The following is an 18891-nucleotide window of genomic DNA, read 5'->3' as shown; positions in this document are numbered from 1 at the left end:
GTAGACCCGCCGGACATCCCGCGGATCCTCAATCTCGGCGAAATATTCCAGGAGAACCCGAAGGCGCGATTTCGAACTCCATTCGTCGGCAGAAAGGTTCCTGGCGGCGGCTCATCGAATCAAACCGCCCCAATGGAATCAGCCGACGCGCAATCCGTCACCTACTGTCACATGAGTTCGGAGCCCTGCCCGGGAGCTCCAGGGCAAAATCCGCCGGCCAAGCGAAGAATCCATCGCAACCGCAAACGCAAGTGAACAATCAGACTACAAAAATTTCCAAATGCGATTCCCCTGCCGGGAGCTCCCGGAAGCTGCAGGAAAGTATGGCCGATTTCTCGGCCGCCGCTCGGGCCGGACGAAATAGCGAGGCCCAAACGACGAAGGGCCGCCCGAAGGCGGCCCTTGAAGGCGTCTGGAAGGCCGCTGGGGCCTACTCTGCCGGATCGCTGACCGAGGTCAGCATCCGGTCGGTCTCGGCGACATTGGCCGCCTTGCGGCGATCGTCGAGGATCAGGTCGTCGCGCGCCGTGGCGATGCGACGAACCTGGGTCATGGTGCCACCGGTGCCTGCCGGAATGAGTCGGCCGACGATGACATTCTCCTTCAGACCCTGCAGCGTGTCCGTCTTGCCGGCGACCGCGGCCTCGGTGAGGACCCGAGTCGTCTCCTGGAAGGAGGCGGCCGAGATGAAGGACGGCGTCTGCAGCGAGGCCTTGGTGATGCCGAGCAGGACCGGGTTGCCCGATGCCGGGCGCTTGCCCTCTTCGGTCAACCGCTCGTTCAGCTCCGCCAGCTCGATCCGGTCGACATGGTCGCCCGGGATGTAGCCGGAATCGCCCGACTCGACGATCTCGACCTTCTGCAGCATCTGCCGGACAATCACCTCGATGTGCTTGTCGTTGATCAGCACGCCCTGCAGCCGGTAGACCTCCTGGATCTCGTTGACGAGATAGGATGCCAGCGCCTCGACGCCCCGGATCGCCAGGATGTCGTGCGGTGCCGGATTGCCGTCGAGGATGTAGTCGCCCTTCTCGATGACGTCGCCTTCCTGGAGATGGAACGGCTTGCCCTTCGGGATCAGGTACTCGACGGGCTCTTCGCCCTCCTCGTGCGGCTCGATGATGATCCGGCGCTTGTTCTTGTAGTCGCGCCCGAACTTCACCGTTCCGTCGATCTCGGCGATGACCGCGTTGTCCTTCGGCTTGCGGGCCTCGAACAGCTCGGCGACGCGCGGCAGACCACCGGTGATGTCCTTGGTCTTGGCGCTTTCCATCGGAATACGCGACAGGACGTCACCGGCCGACACCCGCGTGCCCGGCTCGACCGACAGGATGGCGTCGACCGACTGGTAGTAGCGGGCATCAGAACCGCGCGGCAGCTTGAGAACCTCGCCGTCGTCGCCCTTGATGACCATCGCCGGCTTGAGGTCCTGACCGCGCGGGCTAGCCCGCCAGTCGATGACCGCACGCTTGGTGATGCCGGTCGCCTCGTCGGCCTGCTCCGACACCGAGATGCCGTCGACCAGGTCCTCGAAATCGACCGTACCGTCGAGCTCGGTCAGAACCGGGCGGGTATACGGGTCCCACTCGGCGACACGCTGGCCGCGCCGCACGGTATCGCCATCGTCGACATAGACGCGGCTACCGTAGGTGACGCGATGCGAGGCGCGCTCCTTGCCGGCCTGATCGAGGATCAGGATGGCCATGTTGCGGCCCATGGCGACCAGCTGGCCGTCCGAGTTGCGCACCACGTTGCGGTTGCGGATCTGCACCGTGCCCTCGTAGGAAGCCTCGAGGAACGACGAGTCGACCACCTGTGCCGTGCCGCCCATGTGGAACGTCCGCATGGTGAGCTGGGTGCCCGGCTCGCCGATCGACTGCGCCGCGATGACGCCGACAGCCTCGCCCATGTTGACGGGCGTTCCACGGGCCAGATCGCGGCCGTAGCAGGTACCGCAAATGCCGGTGCGGATCTCGCAGGTCAGCGCCGAGCGGATGTTGATCGACTGGATGCCGGCCTTCTCGATGACCTCGACATCCGGCTCCTCGATGGTGACGCCACCCTTGACGATGACCTCGCCGGTGAGCGGATGCACGATGTCCTCGAGCGCGGTCCGGCCCAGCACGCGCTGGCCCAGCGATGCGACCACCTGGCCGGCATCGACGATCGGCTGCATCGTCAGACCCTTGTCGGTCCCGCAGTCGACCTGCGTGATGATGCAATCCTGCGCGACGTCGACGAGACGCCGGGTCAGGTAGCCCGAGTTCGCGGTCTTCAAGGCGGTGTCGGCCAGACCCTTGCGGGCGCCGTGGGTCGAGTTGAAGTACTCGAGCACGGTCAGGCCTTCCTTGAAGTTCGAGATGATCGGCGTCTCGATGATCTCGCCCGAAGGCTTGGTCATCAGGCCGCGCATCGCCGCGAGCTGGCGCATCTGGGTCGGCGAACCACGCGCGCCCGAATGCGACATCATGTAGATCGAGTTCATCGGCTTCTGACGGCCGTTGTCGTCGAACTCGATGGCCTTGATGCGGGCCATCATCTCGTCGGCAATCTTGTCCGTGCACTTGGCCCAGGCGTCGACGACCTTGTTGTATTTCTCGCCCTGGGTGATCAGGCCGTCATTGTACTGCTGCTCGTATTCCTTCGCGAGCGCCTGGGTCTCGCCGATCATCTGCGGCTTGGTCTCGGGGATCAGCATGTCGTCCTTGCCGAACGAGATGCCCGCGGTACAGGCATGGCGGAAGCCGAGCTGCATGATCCGGTCGCAGAAGATCACCGTCTCCTTCTGACCGCAGTGGCGATACACCTGGTCGATCATCCGCGAGATGTTCTTCTTCGTCATCAGCTCGTTGCAGATGTCGAAGGGAACCTTGGCGTTCTTCGGCAGGATCTCGCCGATGAGCATGCGGCCGGGGGTCGTCTCGTAGATCTGCGAGACCGGGTTGCCCTCGGCGTCGACCGTCTTGAAGCGGCCCTTGATCTTGGAGTGCAGCGTCACCGCACCGGTGAACAGCGCCTGCTCCATCTCGCCGATGTCCGAGAACGCCATGCCTTCGCCGGGCTCGTTCTCGTTCATGATCGAGAGGTAGTAGAGGCCCAGCACCATGTCCTGCGACGGCACGATGATCGGCTGGCCGTTCGCCGGGTGCAGGATGTTGTTGGTCGACATCATCAGGACGCGCGCTTCCAGCTGCGCCTCGATGGACAGCGGCACGTGGACCGCCATCTGGTCACCGTCGAAGTCGGCGTTGAACGCCGTGCAGACGAGCGGGTGCAGCTGGATGGCCTTGCCCTCGATCAGCACCGGCTCGAAAGCCTGGATGCCGAGACGATGCAGCGTCGGCGCGCGGTTCAGCAGAACCGGATGCTCGCGGATGACCTCGTCGAGGATGTCCCAGACTTCCGGGCGCTCCTTCTCGACCAGCTTCTTGGCCTGCTTGACCGTCGAGGAGAAGCCCTTGGCGTCGAGGCGCGCATAGATGAACGGCTTGAACAGCTCGAGCGCCATCTTCTTCGGCAGGCCGCACTGGTGCAGCTTCAGCTCGGGACCGGTCACGATGACCGAACGACCCGAATAGTCGACGCGCTTGCCGAGCAGGTTCTGGCGGAACCGGCCCTGCTTGCCCTTGAGCATGTCGGACAGCGACTTCAGCGGACGCTTGTTGGCACCCGTGATGACGCGGCCGCGACGGCCGTTGTCGAACAGCGCATCGACCGATTCCTGCAGCATCCGCTTCTCGTTGCGGATGATGATGCCGGGCGCACGCAGCTCGATCAGCCGCTTCAGGCGGTTGTTGCGGTTAATGACGCGGCGGTACAGGTCGTTCAGGTCGGAGGTCGCGAAGCGGCCGCCGTCCAGCGGGACGAGCGGGCGCAGGTCCGGCGGGATCACCGGAACGACGCTCATGATCATCCATTCCGGCTTGTTGCCGGATTCCAGGAAGTTCTCGACGATCTTCAGCCGCTTCATCAGCTTCTTCGTCTTGAGCTCGGAGGTGGTCTCCGCGAGCTCCGAACGCAGGTCGCCGGCGATCGTCTCCAGGTCCATCGAGGCGAGCAGATCCTGAATCGCCTCGGCGCCGATGAGCGCCGTGAACGAATCCTCACCGAACTCGTCGGTGGCGATCATGTACTCTTCCTCGGACAGGAGCTGGTGCTCCTTCAGCGAGGTCAGGCCAGGCTCGGTCACAATGTAGTTCTCGAAATAGAGAACCCGCTCGATGTCCTTCAGGGTCATGTCGAGCAGCGTGCCGATGCGGCTCGGCAGGGACTTCAGGAACCAGATGTGGGCGACCGGCGCGGCGAGCTCGATATGGCCCATGCGCTCGCGCCGCACGCGCGAGAGGGTGACCTCGACGCCGCACTTCTCGCAGATGATGCCCTTGTACTTCATGCGCTTGTACTTGCCGCACAGGCACTCGTAGTCCTTGATCGGACCGAAGATGCGCGCGCAGAACAGGCCGTCGCGCTCGGGCTTGAACGTCCGGTAGTTGATCGTCTCGGGCTTCTTGATCTCGCCGAACGACCAGGAGAGGATCTTCTCAGGCGAGGCAAGCGAGATCCGGATCGAATCGAACGTCTGCGCAGCCACCTGCGGATTGAAGATGTTCATGACCTCTTGGTTCATGGCTTTTCTCCTTCTGGGGCACCGCCCCGGGCCGCGGCAGGGGTTACCGGCGGCCGCTGAAATTCTTCAATCGTCAAGGACCGGCGCCTTCGGGCGCCGGCCCGGACCGCGGATGACCGCGGCCCTGTCATGCATGGCCTATTCGGCAGCGTCCGGCAGGTCGGCCGGAGCCGGCAGCTCGGCCGCGGAATTCGCCAGATCGACATCGAGGCCGAGCGAGCGCATTTCCTTGACCAGGACGTTGAAGCTCTCCGGGATACCGGACTCGAATGCGTCGTCGCCGCGCACGATCGACTCGTAGACCTTTGTACGGCCCGCGACGTCGTCCGACTTCACCGTCAGCATCTCCTGCAGCGTGTAGGCCGCACCGTATGCCTCGAGTGCCCAGACCTCCATCTCGCCGAAGCGCTGGCCACCGAACTGTGCCTTGCCGCCCAGCGGCTGCTGGGTCACGAGCGAGTACGGTCCGATCGAACGGGCGTGGATCTTGTCGTCCACCAGATGGTGCAGCTTCAGCATGTAGATGTAGCCCACCGTTACCTGCCGATCGAAGGCTTCGCCGGTCCGCCCGTCATAGAGCGTCACCTGCCCCGAGCCGTTCAGCCCAGCCTTCTCCAGCATCTCGACGATGTCCTGCTCGACCGCGCCGTCGAAGACCGGCGTGGCAATTGACACGCCGCGCTTCATCTGCCTGGCGAGCGTCAGTACGCTTTCGTCGTCGTAGGTCTTCACCTTCTCGTTGCGATCGTTGTCGCCCAGGAGGCCCGCGATCTCGTCGCGCAGCGGCGAGACATCCCGGGAGGTCTGATAGGCCTCCAGCATGTCGCCGATCTTCCGGCCCATGCCCGCGCAGGCCCAGCCCAGATGGGTCTCCAGGATCTGCCCGACATTCATGCGCGACGGCACGCCCAGTGGGTTCAGCACGATGTCGACATGGGTACCGTCCTCGTTGAACGGCATGTCTTCCACCGGCAGGATCCGCGAGACCACGCCCTTGTTGCCGTGACGGCCAGCCATCTTGTCGCCCGGCTGGATCTTGCGCTTGACGGCGACGAAGACCTTGACCTGCTTCATGACGCCCGGGGGCAGCTCGTCGCCGCGCTGGACCTTCTCGACCTTGTCCATGAACCGCTGCTCGAGCGTCTTCTTGGCCTGGTCGTAGACGTTGCGCAGATCCTCGAGGGCGGCCTGGGTCTTCTCGTCCTCGACCGCGAACATCCACCACTGCGAGCGCGGGTATTCGCCCATCGCCTCGGCGGTGATCTCGGAGCCCTTCTTGAAGCCCTTCGGCGCGGCAACTGCAGCCTTGCCGTCGAGCATCTCGATCAGGCGACCGTAGACGTTGCGATCCAGGATCGCCTGCTCGTCGTCGCGGTCCTTGGCGAGACGCTCGATCTCCTCGCGCTCGATCGCCATGGCGCGCTCGTCCTTCTCGACGCCGTGACGGTTGAACACGCGCACTTCCACCACGGTGCCATAGGCGCCGGGAGGCATGCGGTTGGAGGTGTCGCGGACGTCCGACGCCTTCTCGCCGAAGATGGCGCGCAGAAGCTTCTCTTCCGGCGTCATCGGGCTTTCGCCCTTCGGCGTGATCTTGCCGACCAGAATGTCGCCCGGCTGCACCTCGGCACCGATATAGACGATGCCCGCCTCGTCGAGGTTCTTCAGCGCTTCTTCCGACACGTTCGGAATGTCGCGCGTGATCTCCTCGGGTCCGAGCTTGGTGTCACGCGCCATGACCTCGAACTCCTCGATATGGATCGAGGTGAAGACGTCGTCGGCGACGATGCGCTCGGACAGGAGGATGGAATCCTCGTAATTGTAGCCGTTCCACGGCATGAACGCGACGAGCACGTTCCGGCCGAGGGCGAGATCGCCCAGATCCGTCGACGGACCGTCGGCGATGATGTCGCCCTTCTCCACCCGGTCACCCACCGCGACCAGCGGACGCTGGTTGATGCAGGTGTTCTGGTTGGAACGCTGGAACTTCATCAGGCGATAGATGTCGACGCCGGACTTGCCGGCCTCGAGATCCTCGGTCGCCCGGATGACGATACGCGTCGCATCGACCTGGTCGACGGTGCCGGTCCGGCGTGCGCCGATGGCCGCGCCGGAGTCACGGGCAACGATCGGCTCCATGCCGGTACCCACGAACGGCGCTTCGGCGCGCACCAGCGGCACGGCCTGACGCTGCATGTTCGAGCCCATCAGTGCGCGGTTGGCGTCATCGTTCTCGAGGAACGGAATGAGCGCGGCCGCGACCGACACGAGCTGCTTCGGCGACACGTCCATCAGGTCGACATTGTCGCGCGGCGTCATGAAGACGTCGCCCTGGTGGCGGCAGACGACGAACTCGTTCTGGAACCGGCTGTCGTCGGTCAGGATCGCGTTCGCCTGGGCGACGTGGTGCTTGGATTCCTCCATCGCCGACAGATAGACGACGTCGTGGGTGACGATGCCGTCGACGACCTTGCGGTACGGGCTCTCGATGAAGCCGTACTTGTTGACGCGGGCGAACGTCGCCAGCGAGTTGATCAGGCCGATGTTCGGGCCTTCCGGCGTCTCGATCGGGCAGATGCGCCCGTAATGGGTCGGATGGACGTCGCGCACCTCGAAACCGGCGCGCTCGCGGGTCAGGCCACCGGGTCCAAGCGCCGAGAGACGACGCTTGTGGGTGATCTCCGACAGCGGGTTGGTCTGGTCCATGAACTGCGACAGCTGCGACGAGCCGAAGAACTCGCGCACGGCTGCTGCCGCCGGCTTGGCGTTGATCAGGTCCTGCGGCATCACCGTGTCGATCTCGACCGACGACATGCGCTCCTTGATCGCCCGCTCCATGCGAAGCAGACCGACGCGGTACTGATTTTCCATCAGTTCGCCGACGGAACGCACACGGCGGTTGCCGAGATTGTCGATGTCATCGATCTCGCCGTTGCCGTCGCGCAGATCGACCAGCGTCCTGACGACGGCGAGGATGTCCTCCTTGCGCAGCACGCGCACGGTGTCCTCGGCGTCGACGTCCAGACGCATGTTCATCTTGACGCGACCGACGGCAGACAGGTCGTAGCGCTCGGAATCAAAGAACAGCGACTGGAACATCGCCTCGGCAGTTTCCATCGTCGGCGGCTCGCCCGGGCGCATGACCCGATAGATGTCGAACAGCGCGTCCTGACGGCCCTCGTTCTTGTCCACCGCCAGCGTGTTGCGGATGTAGCCACCGATATTGACGTGGTCGATGTCGAGAACCGTGAACTCGTCGTAGCCCGCATTGATCAAATCGATCAGCGAACCCTTGCGCTCGCCGGACTTGGCGTCGACGGTCATCTCCAGTTCCTGGCCGGCTTCGAGATAGATCTCACCGGTCTCGGGATTGACGATGTCCTCGGCGATGTAGGCGCCGACCAGGTCCTCCTCGGTCGCGCGGAGCGCCTTGACGCCCTTCTCCTGCATCTGGCGGGCCTGGCGCGCGGTGACCTTCTTGCCGGCCTCGACCAGCACTTCGCCGCTGTCGGCGTCGATCAGGTCGACCACGGCACCCTGGCCGCGGACCCGCTCGACGGAGAACGGCACGCGCCAGCCATTCTTGTCCTTCTCGAACTTCACGGTGTCGTAGAAGGTCGAGAGGATCTGCTCGCCATCCATGCCGAGCGCCATCAGCAGGCTCGTCACGGGAATCTTGCGGCGCCGGTCGATGCGCGCATGGACGACGTCCTTGGCGTCGAACTCGATGTCGAGCCAGGAGCCGCGATAGGGAATGACGCGGGCGGCGAAGAGCAGCTTGCCCGACGAATGGCTCTTGCCCTTGTCGTGGTCGAAGAAGACGCCCGGCGAACGGTGCATCTGCGAGACGATCACGCGCTCGGTGCCGTTGACGATGAAGGTGCCGTTCATGGTCATGAGCGGCATGTCGCCCATGTAGACGTCCTGCTCCTTGATGTCCTTGATGGACTTGGCGCCGGTGTCCTCGTCGACATCGAACACGATCAGGCGCAGCGTCACCTTCAGCGGCGCAGCGTAGGTCAGATCGCGCTGACGGCACTCCTCGACGTCGAACTTCGGCTGCTCGAACTCGTATTTCACGAATTCCAGCATTGCCTGGCCCGAGAAGTCGGAAATCGGGAAGACCGACTTGAAGACGGCCTGCAGGCCCTCGTCCAGACGTCCGTCGACCGGCTCGTCCACCATCAGGAACTGATCGTAGGAGGCTTTCTGGACCTCGATCAGATTCGGCATTTCGGCCACTTCGGGGATCGACCCGAAGAACTTGCGCACGCGCCTGCGACCGCTAAACGTCGTCGTCTGAGACATCGTCGCTCCTTCTCGTGATATCGCCCTCGACCAAAGGGCTTAAATTCCTCTGCCTCTCCGCCGAGAGGCTTCGCTGCGCCCTGCGGCGGCAGCGAGTGACCGATCTGTCGGGCGTCGAGCCCGCGTCTTCGAACGGCTCGGGAGCCGTCGGAACACGCGCACCTCGTCACCTGTCCGCTACGCGACCGGTGCCTTGCCGACGGGATGCGACCCCGTCATCGGCACGAACCGTATCGCGAGCACGGAAGGCGGAACGGCAAAATGCCGCCCCGCCCTCCGGATTCCGTGCGCAAGCGCGGCGAACCGCGATTACTTGACTTCGACCGTGGCGCCAGCCTTCTCGAGCTGGTCCTTGATCTTCTCGGACTCGGCCTTGTCGACGCCTTCCTTGACCGGCTTCGGTGCGTTGTCGACCAGGTCCTTGGCTTCCTTGAGGCCCAGGCCGGTGATCGCGCGCACTTCCTTGATCACGTTGATCTTCTGCGCGCCGGCGGCGGTGAGGATCACGTTGAACTCGGTCTGCTCTTCAGCAGCTTCGGCCGGAGCACCGCCACCGGCAGCCGCAACGGCGACCGGAGCAGCGGCGGAAACGCCCCACTTCTCTTCGAGCATCTTCGAAAGCTCAGCCGCCTCGAGGACGGTCAGGGCCGACAGGTCTTCAACGATCTTGGCGAGATCAGCCATGTTTGTATTCCTTCAGGTTCGAACTTTGAGGTGTGCAGCGAGGAACCATCCTCACGCCGCTTCGTCTTTCTTGGCATAGGCACCGAAAACGCGCGCGAGTTGCCCCGCGGGCGCCTGGAGAACTCCAGCGATCCGAGTAGCCGGCGTACTGATCATGCCGACAAGCTTGGCTCTGAGTTCGTCCAGCGACGGCATGGTGGCCAAGGCCTTCACACCGTCTGCATCGAGTGTCGTGGCGCCCATCGAACCGCCGAGGATGACGAGCTTGTCGTTCCCCTTGGCGAAATCGTTGGTCACCTTGGCCGCCGCCACCGGATCGCTCGAATAAGCGATTAGCGTCTGGCCCTCGAACAAGTCCGAGATGCCTGCGGCGTCCGTGCCTTCAAGAGCGATCTTGGCGAGGCGGTTCTTCGCGATTCTGACGGTGCCTCCCGCGACGCGCATCTGAGAACGATAGTTGTTCATCTGCGCGACCGTGAGACCGGCATAGTGGGCCACGACGACCGTTCCCGAGGCCTTGAAGGTCTCGTGAAGCGACGTGACAAATTCGCGTTTTTCCGCTCTGTCCACTGCCTCTCTCCAATTAGCCCCGCTTCTTACAAAACGAGGCCGGTTGCCTTTTGCCGCCCGGACCATCCGGGCGACGCTCGGAGATCCTGTCCCCCCGGCCGACCCCTGGCGGATTCCGTGGAACCCATGGGCGACGCAAGGCATTCAGAGGTTCGAACCGATCAATCCGGGCTGACCCGGAAAATTCGGAACTTCCCCGTCTCATGAGGGCTATCTGACGATTATGACCGGGCCGAAGCACCGGTCGCCCACAATCTCGGACAGGCATTCAGGAGGCTTTTCAAAGCCTCCACGTACCGGGACGAGCCCGGAACCTTGATGGGGAAGCGACGCATATAGGTGCGTCGCTTCCGATTTGTAAGTGTCAGGCCTGGGACGCGCCGAGGCTCGACGGATCGACCTTGACGCCGGGGCCCATGGTCGACGTCACCGCGATGCGCTGGACGTAGTTGCCCTTGGCGCCCGACGGCTTGGCCTTCTGGACCGCATCGGCAAAGGCGCGGATGTTTTCCACGAGCGCCTTCGAATCGAAGCTGACCTTGCCGACGCCGGCATGCACGATGCCGGCCTTCTCGACGCGGAACTCGACGGCGCCGCCCTTCGAAGCCTTGACGGCAGCGGCGACGTCCGGCGTCACCGTGCCGACACGCGGGTTCGGCATCAGGCCGCGCGGGCCGAGCACCTTGCCGAGGCGGCCGACGAGGGCCATCATGTCCGGCGTGGCGATCGCACGATCGAAATCGATGGTGCCGCTCTGGACCTGCTCGACGAGGTCTTCCGCCCCGACGATGTCGGCACCGGCTGCCTTGGCTTCCTCGGCCTTGTCGCCTCGAGCGAAGACGGCCACGCGGACCGTGCGGCCCGTGCCGTTCGGCAGGTTGACCACGCCACGGACCATCTGGTCGGCATGGCGCGGGTCGACGCCGAGATTCATCGCAACTTCGATGGTCTCGTCGAACTTCGCCTTGGACCGGTCCTTCAGCATCTGCACGGCTTCGTCGAGGCCATACAGCTTGGTGCGTTCGATGCCCTCGCGGGCGCTACGGATTCGCTTGCCAATCTTTGCCATCGTCTCAGCCCACCACTTCGAGGCCCATGGAGCGGGCAGAGCCCTCGACCATGAGAACCGCCGCATCAATGTCGTTCGCGTTCAGATCCTTGAACTTCTTCTCGGCGATCTCGCGCACCTGCTCGCGCGTGACCGAACCGGCGATGCTGCGACCCGGCTCCTTGGAGCCGCTCTTGAGGTTGGCGGCCTTCTTGAGGAAGTAGCTCACCGGCGGGGTCTTCATCGCGAAGGTGAAGGACTTGTCCTGGTAGTAGGTGATGACCACCGGAATCGGCTGGCCCTTCTCCTGCTCCTGGGTCTGCGCGTTGAACGACTTGCAGAACTCCATGATGTTGATGCCGCGCTGACCCAGCGCCGGACCGATGGGCGGCGACGGCGTCGCCGAACCGGCCGGGACCTGAAGCTTCAGCTGGCCCTGTACTTTCTTAGCCATTTGTTCCTGCCTTCATTGTTCACGCCGGGCGGCCGGCACGAGGCCAGCCGGACATCCGGCAGTCTGCAGTCCGCGCGGTCCGGAGCCGGGGCCGGCTAGAGCCCGGGCGCCTCCCGCACGAGGATGGGCTCGAGGCCCGGTTCGGATCAGGCCTTCTCGACCTGACCGAATTCGAGATCCACCGGCGTCGCACGCCCGAAGATCGAAACTTCCACCTTGAGACGCGCCCGCTCCTGGTCGACTTCCTGGACGATGCCGTTGAACGAGGCGAACGGACCGTCGGAGACCCGGACCTGCTCGCCGATGTCGAAGGAGACTGTCGGCTTCGGCCGCTCGACGCCGTCCTGGACCTGGGCCAGGATCTGCTCGGCTTCCTTGTCGGTGATCGGGGTCGGGCGATTTTCCGCGCCCAGGAACCCGGTGACCTTGGGCGTGTTCTTGATCATCGAGAACACCTGGTCGGTGAGCTCGGCCTTCACCAGCACGTAGCCGGGAAAGAACTTGCGCTCGGCATCGACCTTGCGTCCGCGACGCACCTCGACGACCTTCTCGGTCGGCACGAGAATCTTCTCGAATTTGTCGGACAGCCCCTTCTGGCGGGCCTGCTCCTCGATCGATTCAGCCACCTTCTTTTCGAAATTCGAATAGGCGTGGACGATGTACCAACGGGCGGTCATGAAACTAGTGATAACTCCTGCAGCGCCGGTCAGACGCTCATGATCAGGCCGACGACGTAGCCGAGCACCTGATCCGCGATAAAGAAGAAGGTCGCGGCGAACGCCACCATCACGAAAACCATGATCGTCGAAATGACGGTCTCGCGACGGGTCGGCCACGTCACCTTCGCGGTCTCGGAGCGGACCTGCTGAAGAAAGCTGAAGGGATTGGTCTTGGCCATAAACCGCTCACGGCTAAGGCGCATGGAGGCTTGCGACTGCCCCACGCGCCATATGTCATTAAGAATGACCCACTTAACCGCCCTCGGAGTGATTCACAAGGGCCGGCGGGGGAAAACTCTGGTTCGCGCAACTGGCAGGGGCAGTAGGGCTCGAACCTACGACCTGCGGTTTTGGAGACCGCCGCTCTACCAACTGAGCTATACCCCTACGGTGGCGCCGAGATATCGTCTCGCGGCGCGAACTGCAACACCATTTTTCCGTGTGGCGTCGCCGGACCGACGCCGATAGGCGCAGCGGACGCTTGCAGGACCAGGCCGCCAGCGCCGACCCCGGTACTGCCGCGTTACGGCTGCCCGGTGTTTTCCATTGGACACATATGAGACCTGACGATACATCCGCGACCGACCGCCGAGGCGTAACCGGCCGAAGCACGACCACCGGATCGGGCCCGGACTCATGACAGCGGCTGCACCGCAGAAATCCCTCATCCTGTTCGATCTCGACGGCGTGATCCTTGATTCGCGCCGCAACATGGAAATCGCCTGGGCCAGCGTACGCGGTGAACTCGGCGTTGAGGTTTCCTTCGGGGCGTATTTTGCCGAGATCGGCCGCCCCTTCCCTGACATCATGGCGCGTCTCGGCCTTGCCGGTGCGGCAAACGCCGTCGAACGCGTATTCCGGCGCGCCTCCAGCCAGTCGCTGCACGAGACCCCGCTCTTCGACGGCGTCGCGTCGATGCTTTCGACACTCGCCGAAAGCGGCCGCCGGCTCGGCATCGTCACATCGAAGGATTCGGCACGCACGGAACTCGTCCTTGATCGCCTGGCGGTGACCTTCGCCATCGTCATGACCCCGCGCGACGGCCTGCGCGGCAAGCCGGCGCCGGACCACCTCCTGTTTGCCATGGCCCGCTGCAACGTTGATCCGGCGAATGCCATCTTCGTGGGCGACATGGATTCGGACGCCGAAGCGGCGCGCCGGGCGCATGTCGACTACGCCCATGTCGATTGGGGCTATGGTGCCAGGCCCGCGGACTGCCGTTTCGCCGCTGCCTCGCCGGACGATCTCACGTCGTTTCTCCTGAGCTGAGGATTATCGCCCATGGCAAAGCGCATCGTCGCCGTCATTCCCTGCCGCTTCGGCGCCTCGCGCTTCCCGGGCAAGCCGATCGCCGACATCAACGGCAAGCCCATGTTGTGGCACGTCTATCAGCGCACGATCGAGGCGGAAGGTATCGACGCCGCAACCATCGCCACCGACGACGACCGCATCCGCAAGGTCTGTGAGGTGCTGGATCTGCCGGTGCTAATGACTCGCTCTAACCACGCCTCGGGCACCGACCGTGTGGCCGAGTGCGCGGCGCGCCTGGACGCCGACATCATCGTCAACGTCCAGGGCGACGAGCCGATGATCGACCCGGAGGCGATCGCGCGGGTTGCCCGCGGGATTGCCTCCTGCAACGATGCCAATGTGCAGGCGTCCAACGGCTACAACGAGATCGCCTCGCCCTCCGACGCGATCGACACCAATGTGGTGAAGGTGGTTACCACCATAGCAGGGCTGGCGATGGCCTATTCACGCCTGCCTATACCCTATCCGAAGGGCGGCGCGGTCCGCCATCTGCGCCAGCTCGGCCTCTATGCGTTTCGGCGGGAGGGACTGGAGCGTTTCGCGTCGCTGCGGCCTGGTCCACTGGAACAGGCCGAAGGCGTCGAGATGTTGCGCTTCGTGGAACACGGGTACGGCGTGATGATGGTGCAGGTACCGAACGACGAGGGCATTCCCGTCGACACGCCGGCAGATCTCGACCGTGTCCGCGCGATGATGGCTGGCCATTGAGGGTCGCCCGCTCCCGCCCCGCGCCAGAAACCCGCGGGATCAGGACGCCGGCGCGTAAGCAGGAGTTCGTTCCATGACCGAAACCGCGCGGCGGCCGTTCGACGCTGCCGAAGAGCAGGTCATCGCCCGTGATTTCGCTAAACTGTCGGCCCGGCATGCGGCGTGGCTGGGCGCCAGAGGTCTTACGGGCGGGCCGTGGTTCATCCTCGGTTCGGCGCCGGATCCGCATGTCCCGGATCTCTTCCCGCCACGGACCGCGCATATCCACGTCAAATACGCCGGCCGTGCGGCGCGCCAGAATGGCCTACCGCCGGGCGACCTGACCTTTCTCCTGACCAAGACAAAACCCGAGGAGATCGCGGGGCTCTCACTCGATTCCATCCTGCGGCTTTGCAAGCGCCATAGCCTTCTGACCCGGCTTCGCCGTGACCTGCCCTTTCTCAAGGCCAAGGAATGCGCCCTCACCGACCGCGAACGCGATGCCTTCATCATCGGCACGCTGGGCACGCTTTTCGGCGGCGGCGACGAGATCCGGCCGTCCAACGGCGTTGCGCTGATCGCCTACGCGATCGCCGTCGGCATTCCGCAGATCATCGTCGCCGGCATCTCGCTCGACAGCGACGGTTACGCCTATGACCGCTCAGTGCGCACGAGGCGCCATCTCGCGGAGGATCGCGCAGCGCTCGCGGTCGTCGCCGAGCGCTATCCGCAGGTCACGACGACCGAACCCGGCCTCAGCCGGGCAACCGGCATGCCCCTGCTGGGGAGCGTCGCCGCCGGCTGAGCGAACGGCGCGTTCGGCTCAGGACTTGCCGGGCGGCCCGGCGGCCGATTTCTCCGCCAGCTTCTGCTTGCGCGTCTTGGGTTTCAGCGAGCGCAAGAAGCCGCTGAAACGGCCCTGCAGCCTGGTCAGGGACAGCAGCCGGTCGACTACGATGTTGGTGCCTTCCAGCCGTTCGGACAGCACCTCGGCCGAGACCAATGCCACATCCGTCGCGGTAATGCCTGGAACGCGCCCCGCGATGCGGTCCCATCGGCTGCCGCCGCTGCCGCCGTCCATCGTCAGCCGTCCGCTGCGCACCAGCAGCCTGTTGACGATCTGCTCGAAGGTCCATTCGTGGTCGTGGAACAGCTTCCACGCCTCCGACCGACGCGCGGTGAAGCCGGCGAGGACGATCGGCAAGGCCGGGCACGCTTCCGCCAGCCAGAAGGCGAGCGCAAAGCCGCTCGTCGGGACATGCGTCTGCGGATAGAAGCCAACGAAGACCGGGGTGAGATCGAGATAGCCGACCCTGGCGCCGCAGAAGTCTTTGGCGGGGCTGAAGGCCTCCCGGTCGCCGGCGCTGAGGTTTAGAATGCCGTGGAAGTGCTCGCCGCGCAGGAGCCGGAGCACGTCGTCAACTTCCCGCCGATAGACGATGTTGGCCCCGGCCGCGCTGCTGCGCGCGGCCAGCAGCGATGGCCTCTCGAACGGCGCGTCGAGAACCTTGAAGACCTTGTTGAAGAAGACGAAGAGCGTGCCTTCGCCGTGGCGCGACGCGAGCGATGCGATTTCGACCGCGTCGCTGTTAGCCACGAGCACGACCCGCGCGAAACCGCCGAAATAATCGGCCCAGCCCTCACGCGTGTCCGGCAGGCTCGCCGGCTGGTAACCCGTCGCGTTCAAATGCCCCCGCTCCGCCCGTCAGCCGTCACGCTGCTGCACGAAGAGCGTGCGATCGCGAGCGGCGAACCATTCGTCGGCATAGTCGTCATTCCTGTATTCGTCGAAATACGGACCGCCGTCGGTGAAGTGGACGTTACGCGCGTCGGCGTTGAAGTCGTACTCGTTAACCAGCCAGTTCCACGCCGCCGGAATCTCGCCGATCTTCTCGTCGCCCTGGAGCCACTTGAACTGGTGCAGCTCGAGCCCGGAGGCCGAGTTCACGTAGTCGGTGGTCAGCGCGCGGCATCGGGCATTGTTGAAGAGCATGACGCTCGACCAGTTCTTCTTCTCGTACTTGGTCTGCGCCTGGCCGAGGAATTTCGTCTCGACCTTTGGCGTGTAGTCGTGCTTGACGACCTGTACCGCATAATTCTCGTCCCGCAGCGCCCAGAGTTCGGCGATGTCGGCACGCATCAGCATGTCGCAATCCATGAACAGGCTCCAACCCTCGAAATTGCTCAGGGCCGGTACGAGGAATCGCGAGAAGGAGAATTCGGTGGACTGCAGCGCGTTGCGCTCGCGGGTGAAGAACTGCTCGAGATTGGGCAGATACAGCGGAGAAAACAGGACCGGCGCCGACGACCGCTCGAGGATGCTCTGGCAAAGGACGTGGTAGGCAATCACTTCTTTCGAGTCGAACCCTACGAAGACCTGGACTGGCGGGTGCTTCACGTGACGACCTCGTGGTTTGGTGAACCGGGGCCTAATACACCGCCAGGACGGAATAGCCAATTCCGGCCGGCCGGCTCGCCACCGACCAGCGCCGACGCGAGTGCGTTCGCGAGGATCCAGATGCGGATGCGGATCCTGTTATGGCCGCCAGAGCCGGAGGCCGAGATCATCAGCCAGTTCCGGCTCGCTCGTCGCCACCCGGCGATCGCTCCGCAAACGCTCCAGCGCATGGCGATCCTCGGCAACCTGCAGCCTTGGCCGGGCCAGCGTGTCGTAGGAATGGCCCGCGCGTGAAAAGGAAAAACCGGAAAGGACGATTTCAGGGACGTCGAGGAAAAGCCCATAGCAAAGGGCCGCAATGCCGGTAGACGGCTTGCCCAGTTCGCCGGTGGCGAGAATTTCCGGCCCGATCAGCGCCTGGTTGATGGCTTCCCGATCGTCGGGATCGAGAGAGACCAGCGCGCCGATCTTTGCCTGGCGCTGGCGCACCAGCTTCCAGCGCTGCCGCCATCGCGGCCGCGCATTGTACCAGAGCAACGCCTTCGTCTCGAGGTCGGGGAAGACCGTCCACGACTCCACCGGGCGGCGCACCGTGAGATCGGCGGGCCCCCAGCCCCGCTGCTTCGCCGCCAGACCGGCATTGTTGACATCCACCCGCGCATGGCTCGCGAGCAGGGCGGCCGGCATCGTCGGATCCGGTGCGCCGCCCAGCACCACCCACGGGCGCTGCAGCAGCCCAAGACGGTCCATCGCGGCGCGGTGCGTCTCGCGGAGCTGCGACAGCCTCGGGGTCAGCGCGGCCTTCGTCATCGACGCTGCGCCGCGTGATACGTCCGGATGGCAGTCCCTATCGCTTCGGCCTGGTCGGGGAAGCTGTAGTCATACGATTCGAGTTGCCCCCCGAATGGTCGGGTCAGCCCTAGCGTCTCCTGCAGGTCATGATGAAACCACTCGAACTTCTCGAGCCGCTCGCCTTCGATCGGCGCGAGATCGAGGCTGTAGACGGGGCGGCCCGACGTCAAGGCCTCGCAATGCATCGTCACGGTGTCCTTGCCGATGAGAAAACCGTCCGCGGCGGCGAGATAGTCGCGATACGGGTTGTCACCCGTCCGGTCCCAGACATGCACGCGCGGGTCGTCGATTCGGAGCAATGCCTCCAGGAGCGCCGGGCGGCTGCGCCGCGAGGTGGTCGCAAGTACCACGCGGCCCTCCGTCGCCAGTTGCCGGGCCGTGTTGACAAGGCGCTGGATCGTCGGGGGGTCGTAGTCATAGGCCCCGTTCCACCCGCCGAGGAGCATCGCGACCACCGGGCGTTCGTCGCCAGCCGGCAGCCATTGCGCGCGGGCAGCGGGCCGCCGCTCGTCCAGCCATTGCCGGGTGATGCGATGCGGCACGCCGACCATGCTGCGATACTCGGTGCCCTCCAGCCGTTCGCTCATCCGGTCGTGCCGGGAGACGAAAGCGAGGTCGTAGACCCCGGCCGATGGCCGGGCCGGCGGCTGTAGATGCACCGCAAGCGGACGCCCGCCAAAGCGCTCCCTGATCCGCGCGACGTGGCGCTCGGCGAACCAGCCGCAGGAGATGACGACGTCCGGTTCGGGCTCTCGCACGCGCCTGTAGGGGGAAAGAAGGCCGCGCCGCCATTTTGCCAGTCGCCCGATCGTATGGACGACAGGCTCGGTCGTGAGATGGCCGGCAACGCCGAGGCACTGGGTCAGGGTGCCCGCCTTTTCCTCGCTGACCGTCCAGACTCGCACGCGCTTCACTCCGCCGAATTCTGCCGGTGTCTAGCGCAGATGCCGCGGGCCGCGCCAGTCAGTAGCGACCGCAACGATTGGCGGCGAAATGGACTCGCTACGGTCTTGCCGTCGGCCAATACGCGGCGCGACCCAAGAACCCGAATTGTTGCCCCTTAACGCAAACGGGCCCCGCGAAGGGCCCGTCCACTCGTCTGAAACCGAATGCCATCAGGCGTTCCGTCGTTACGCGACGATCGAGGCGACGATGCCGGCGCCGACGGTGCGGCCGCCTTCACGGATGGCGAAGCGCAGCTTCTCTTCCATCGCGATCGGCACGATCAGCGTC

16 protein-coding genes, 1 tRNA gene and 1 pseudogene are annotated in these 18891 nt (G+C 64.5%); 4 read left to right on the top strand and 14 right to left on the bottom strand.

The genetic code is table 11. The features are described from left to right. On the top strand, positions 1-255 hold a 255-nt coding region (locus tag VQ042_RS21255; RefSeq protein ID WP_331822303.1), incomplete at its 5' end, for a hypothetical protein. Positions 256-430: 175 nt separating this feature from the next. Here VQ042_RS21255 and rpoC read toward each other — a convergent pair. The 9 genes from rpoC to VQ042_RS21210 all read right to left on the bottom strand — a co-directional run bounded on the left by rpoC (position 431) and on the right by VQ042_RS21210 (position 12797). After that, entirely contained in the window at positions 431-4627 is a 4197-nt protein-coding gene (gene rpoC, locus VQ042_RS21250) for a DNA-directed RNA polymerase subunit beta' (RefSeq protein ID WP_331822302.1), read from the bottom strand. A gap of 138 nt (positions 4628-4765) precedes the next feature. Then, the gene (gene rpoB, locus VQ042_RS21245) at positions 4766-8935 is read right to left on the bottom strand and encodes a DNA-directed RNA polymerase subunit beta (RefSeq protein WP_331822301.1); all 4170 of its coding nucleotides are present in this window, start codon (positions 8933-8935) and stop codon (positions 4766-4768) included. A 309-nt stretch (positions 8936-9244) separates the two neighbouring features. After that, entirely contained in the window at positions 9245-9619 is a 375-nt protein-coding gene (rplL, locus tag VQ042_RS21240) for a 50S ribosomal protein L7/L12 (RefSeq protein ID WP_331822300.1), read from the bottom strand. A 51-nt stretch (positions 9620-9670) separates the two neighbouring features. Continuing rightward, positions 9671-10189, bottom strand: a complete 519-nt coding sequence (gene rplJ, locus VQ042_RS21235) for a 50S ribosomal protein L10 (RefSeq protein WP_331822299.1) — start codon at positions 10187-10189, stop codon at positions 9671-9673. Between the two features lie 364 nt (positions 10190-10553). Then, positions 10554-11258 (bottom strand): 50S ribosomal protein L1, encoded by a 705-nt coding sequence (rplA, locus tag VQ042_RS21230; protein ID WP_331822298.1) that lies wholly within the window; start codon positions 11256-11258, stop codon positions 10554-10556. A gap of 4 nt (positions 11259-11262) precedes the next feature. Continuing rightward, the gene (rplK, locus tag VQ042_RS21225; RefSeq protein ID WP_331822297.1) at positions 11263-11691 is read right to left on the bottom strand and encodes a 50S ribosomal protein L11; all 429 of its coding nucleotides are present in this window, start codon (positions 11689-11691) and stop codon (positions 11263-11265) included. A gap of 146 nt (positions 11692-11837) precedes the next feature. After that, positions 11838-12368 carry a transcription termination/antitermination protein NusG gene (gene nusG, locus VQ042_RS21220; protein ID WP_331822296.1) on the bottom strand — a complete coding sequence of 177 codons (531 nt, stop codon included), beginning with the start codon at positions 12366-12368 and terminating at the stop codon, positions 11838-11840. 29 nt (positions 12369-12397) lie between these two features. Beyond that, complete coding sequence (secE, locus tag VQ042_RS21215; RefSeq protein WP_331822295.1) at positions 12398-12589, bottom strand: preprotein translocase subunit SecE; 192 nt, start codon at positions 12587-12589, stop codon at positions 12398-12400. A 132-nt stretch (positions 12590-12721) separates the two neighbouring features. Next, positions 12722-12797: transfer RNA gene (locus VQ042_RS21210), tRNA-Trp, on the bottom strand. 249 nt (positions 12798-13046) lie between these two features. Between VQ042_RS21210 and VQ042_RS21205 the strand changes: the two genes are divergently transcribed. The 3 genes from VQ042_RS21205 to VQ042_RS21195 all read left to right on the top strand — a co-directional run bounded on the left by VQ042_RS21205 (position 13047) and on the right by VQ042_RS21195 (position 15213). After that, positions 13047-13679: an HAD family hydrolase gene (locus VQ042_RS21205; protein WP_331822294.1), complete on the top strand. Its 633-nt coding sequence runs from the start codon at positions 13047-13049 to the stop codon at positions 13677-13679. A gap of 12 nt (positions 13680-13691) precedes the next feature. Then, entirely contained in the window at positions 13692-14429 is a 738-nt protein-coding gene (gene kdsB / locus VQ042_RS21200; RefSeq protein ID WP_331822293.1) for a 3-deoxy-manno-octulosonate cytidylyltransferase, read from the top strand. A 73-nt stretch (positions 14430-14502) separates the two neighbouring features. Beyond that, the gene (locus VQ042_RS21195) at positions 14503-15213 is read left to right on the top strand and encodes a hypothetical protein (protein WP_331822292.1); all 711 of its coding nucleotides are present in this window, start codon (positions 14503-14505) and stop codon (positions 15211-15213) included. Between the two features lie 18 nt (positions 15214-15231). Here VQ042_RS21195 and VQ042_RS21190 read toward each other — a convergent pair whose 3' ends face one another. The 5 genes and pseudogenes from VQ042_RS21190 to VQ042_RS21170 all read right to left on the bottom strand — a co-directional run. Beyond that, positions 15232-16095, bottom strand: coding sequence for a 3-deoxy-manno-octulosonate cytidylyltransferase (locus VQ042_RS21190; protein WP_331822291.1), 864 nt, complete (start codon positions 16093-16095; stop codon positions 15232-15234). An 18-nt stretch (positions 16096-16113) separates the two neighbouring features. Next, the gene (locus tag VQ042_RS21185; RefSeq protein ID WP_331822290.1) at positions 16114-16806 is read right to left on the bottom strand and encodes a glycosyltransferase; all 693 of its coding nucleotides are present in this window, start codon (positions 16804-16806) and stop codon (positions 16114-16116) included. Positions 16807-16944: 138 nt separating this feature from the next. Next, positions 16945-17616: a hypothetical protein gene (locus VQ042_RS21180; protein ID WP_331822289.1), complete on the bottom strand. Its 672-nt coding sequence runs from the start codon at positions 17614-17616 to the stop codon at positions 16945-16947. Next, positions 17613-18563 carry a mitochondrial fission ELM1 family protein gene (locus tag VQ042_RS21175; RefSeq protein WP_331822288.1) on the bottom strand — a complete coding sequence of 317 codons (951 nt, stop codon included), beginning with the start codon at positions 18561-18563 and terminating at the stop codon, positions 17613-17615. Before VQ042_RS21175 ends, VQ042_RS21180 begins: the two co-directional genes overlap by 4 nt. A gap of 225 nt (positions 18564-18788) precedes the next feature. Then, positions 18789-18891: pseudogene (locus VQ042_RS21170) on the bottom strand (elongation factor Tu); the annotation flags it as partial.

The organism is Aurantimonas sp. A2-1-M11 (assembly GCF_036549475.1).
Taxonomy (GTDB): Bacteria; Pseudomonadota; Alphaproteobacteria; order Rhizobiales; family Rhizobiaceae; genus Aurantimonas.
Note: the sequence above shows the minus strand (reverse complement) of the source record. Positions and strands in the feature narration are given on the sequence as shown.

Coding starts and splice junctions, on each gene's coding strand:
- rpoC (WP_331822302.1), bottom strand. CDS start 4,627: ATGAACCAAGAGGTCATGAACATCTTCAATCCGCAGGTGGCTGCGCAG.
- rpoB (WP_331822301.1), bottom strand. CDS start 8,935: ATGTCTCAGACGACGACGTTTAGCGGTCGCAGGCGCGTGCGCAAGTTC.
- rplL (WP_331822300.1), bottom strand. CDS start 9,619: ATGGCTGATCTCGCCAAGATCGTTGAAGACCTGTCGGCCCTGACCGTC.
- rplA (WP_331822298.1), bottom strand. CDS start 11,258: ATGGCAAAGATTGGCAAGCGAATCCGTAGCGCCCGCGAGGGCATCGAA.
- rplK (WP_331822297.1), bottom strand. CDS start 11,691: ATGGCTAAGAAAGTACAGGGCCAGCTGAAGCTTCAGGTCCCGGCCGGT.
- nusG (WP_331822296.1), bottom strand. CDS start 12,368: ATGACCGCCCGTTGGTACATCGTCCACGCCTATTCGAATTTCGAAAAG.
- secE (WP_331822295.1), bottom strand. CDS start 12,589: ATGGCCAAGACCAATCCCTTCAGCTTTCTTCAGCAGGTCCGCTCCGAG.
- VQ042_RS21205 (WP_331822294.1), top strand. CDS start 13,047: ATGACAGCGGCTGCACCGCAGAAATCCCTCATCCTGTTCGATCTCGAC.
- kdsB (WP_331822293.1), top strand. CDS start 13,692: ATGGCAAAGCGCATCGTCGCCGTCATTCCCTGCCGCTTCGGCGCCTCG.
- VQ042_RS21195 (WP_331822292.1), top strand. CDS start 14,503: ATGACCGAAACCGCGCGGCGGCCGTTCGACGCTGCCGAAGAGCAGGTC.
- VQ042_RS21180 (WP_331822289.1), bottom strand. CDS start 17,616: ATGACGAAGGCCGCGCTGACCCCGAGGCTGTCGCAGCTCCGCGAGACG.